The following is a 2,207-nucleotide window of genomic DNA, read 5'->3' as shown; positions in this document are numbered from 1 at the left end:
GTCTCGAAATAGAGGAGATACACGGTCTCAAAACTGTGTCGGTCACCGTGAACGCTGGGGCACCTTAACAAGGCGCTTTACCGCCTATCCTTAAGATTTTGTCAGGTTGGGGCTCACGCGACTTGCAGATCATTTCCGGATGAATCCCGGTGAGGCATGTGCGCACCCCTTTGAACTGGGGTGTCGGACAGGCGACAATTTCTTAGGTCGTTGGCTTCTCATTTGGCCTGAGGCAAGTCGACCCCTCAACGTCGGCGAAAAGCGAGTAGTCGACTACTCACGCCGCCGTGCGCAAACCTCGACACACTGGCGCAAGTCGAATCAGGCGCGGGAGGTTTGCTAATGCCGAAGCTCGGTGAGCATGCGGTGGTTCTGGGAGCCAGCATGGCGGGCCTGGTGGCTGCGCGAGCACTGGCCGAGTTTTTTGAAACCGTCACCGTGGTGGAGCGGGATGCGCTGAGCGACGCCGCCGATCACCGCCGCGGCGTGCCGCAGGGCCGGCAGATCCATGGCCTGCTCCTGCGAGGCGCGCAGGCGATCGAAGTACTCTTCCCGGGGATCCTCGATGAACTCGTCGGAGCCGGCGCACCCTCGATTGATTATCGGGATCTATCGAGGCTCCACTTCAACATGGGGGGCCATCTGGCCGTGCAGTCCGGTTCGTTCGAAGGGCTGAGGGCGTACACCCCGAGCAGACCATTTCTGGAGTCCCACATCCGGCGCCGGGTACGCGCGATTCCCAACATCGCGTTCATCGATAATCACGATGTCGTCGACGTCACCTCTAATACGAGCCGTGATCGCATCACCGGGGCGCGAATAGTCAGCCGTCACAGCCACTCAGAATCAGCACTGTCCGCCGATCTTGTCGTCGATGCGACCGGGCGTGGCGCGCGGACACCGGCAATGTTGGAAAGGCTGGGTTACGCCCACCCCGCCGAGGACGACGTCGTCATCCATCTGACGTATGCGAGTCAGCTGCTGTGGATGCCACCGGAGTCGGTGCACGAGTGCGCTTGCATCGTAGCCCCGGTGCCCGGCCGACCCACCGGCATGGCGATCCTCAGATATGAGCACGACACCGTGATGTTCGCCGTCTTCGGAATGGCGGGCAATGATCCACCTGTCGGATGTTCCGCGATGTGTGACTTCGCCGAACAATTTGCCCCCGCCCACCTCTTGGCGGCCATTCGGGCCGCTGAACCTCTCGGAGAGACAGCGCAGCATCGGTTCCCGTCGAGCCGTTGGCGCCGGTACGACAAGGCGCGACTGCTGCCCGAGGGATTGCTGGTCGTCGGCGACGCGGTGTGCAGCTTCAACCCGATCTATGGGCAGGGTATGACGGTGGCCGCACTGGAAGCTTTAGCGCTGCGAGATTGCCTGTCCCGGGGCACAACGGATCTCCCGCGGCGGTTCTTCCGAGCTACCGCAAAGCCGATCCGCCAGGCTTGGCAGCTGGCCGCCGGCGGTGACCTCTTGCTGCCCGAGATCGAGGGCACAGCACCGCTATCGACGAGGTTGCTCAACGGGTACATGGACCGATTACTGACCGCCGCCGAATATGACACCGCCGCATACGAGCAGTTCCTCAAGGTGGCCTGGCTTGTCGACGCACCGATTCGGCTGCTGCGCCCCTCGATGATGCGGCGTGCCGCCTCGGCCAACCAACGCCGGCAGAAACGCCCGACACCGGTCAACGCCACCAGTCCCTGAACAGTTAGCTGAACGGACCGCTTGTGCGGATACCGCGGTGCTAGAGCCTCAGCGGGGTCAGCCCGGTTGTCTATTCTGAAATTGATCGACGGCATTTACGGACGGATCTGGATTTGGTTGGGGCTGAACGGCTTCGGCCGTGATCTCTGAGACAACTTAAGGTGGCGCTGGGCACAGGAGTACGTCACCTCTTGGTGAACGCTGTCGACCTATGGTCTAGTGCGGTCTGCTGGTTTCCACACTCCCGAGTTGCCTACCGCTTCAGAGTGAACTTTGAACAGTCTCGAAATAGACGACATTCGAGGCTCTCAAAACTATGTATCGGAATCACCGTGAATGCCGACGGCCCCTCGTGTGGTGTCCAATCGCCTATCCTGTGAGAACCGGGGGCCGGGATTGGCGGAGGTCGGGTGACGACCATAGCGGCGTGCCGCACGTGTGGCATTGAGCCGCGTGAGGGTGCGCGATTCTGTGACGGCTGTGGTGCACCCGTT

The 2,207-nt window shown here is 61.6% G+C and carries 1 protein-coding gene; it reads left to right on the top strand.

Going from position 1 to position 2,207, the window contains the following annotated elements; genetic code table 11:
* Positions 1 to 342: 342 nt before the first annotated feature.
* Positions 343 to 1,713, top strand: coding sequence for an FAD-dependent oxidoreductase (locus VMD50_RS19170; RefSeq protein ID WP_325429650.1), 1,371 nt, complete (start codon positions 343 to 345; stop codon positions 1,711 to 1,713).
* Positions 1,714 to 2,207 lie beyond the last annotated feature (494 nt).

It is taken from the genome of Mycobacterium sp., assembly GCF_035506235.1.
GTDB lineage: Bacteria > Actinomycetota > Actinomycetes > Mycobacteriales > Mycobacteriaceae > Mycobacterium.
The sequence above is the reverse complement of the archived record's forward strand: the minus strand, read 5'-3'. Positions and strand labels throughout refer to the sequence as shown.

What these genes read in the sequence shown, in the direction of transcription:
- VMD50_RS19170 (WP_325429650.1), top strand. Translation starts at nt 343, where the DNA reads ATGCCGAAGCTCGGTGAGCATGCGGTGGTTCTGGGAGCCAGCATGGCG.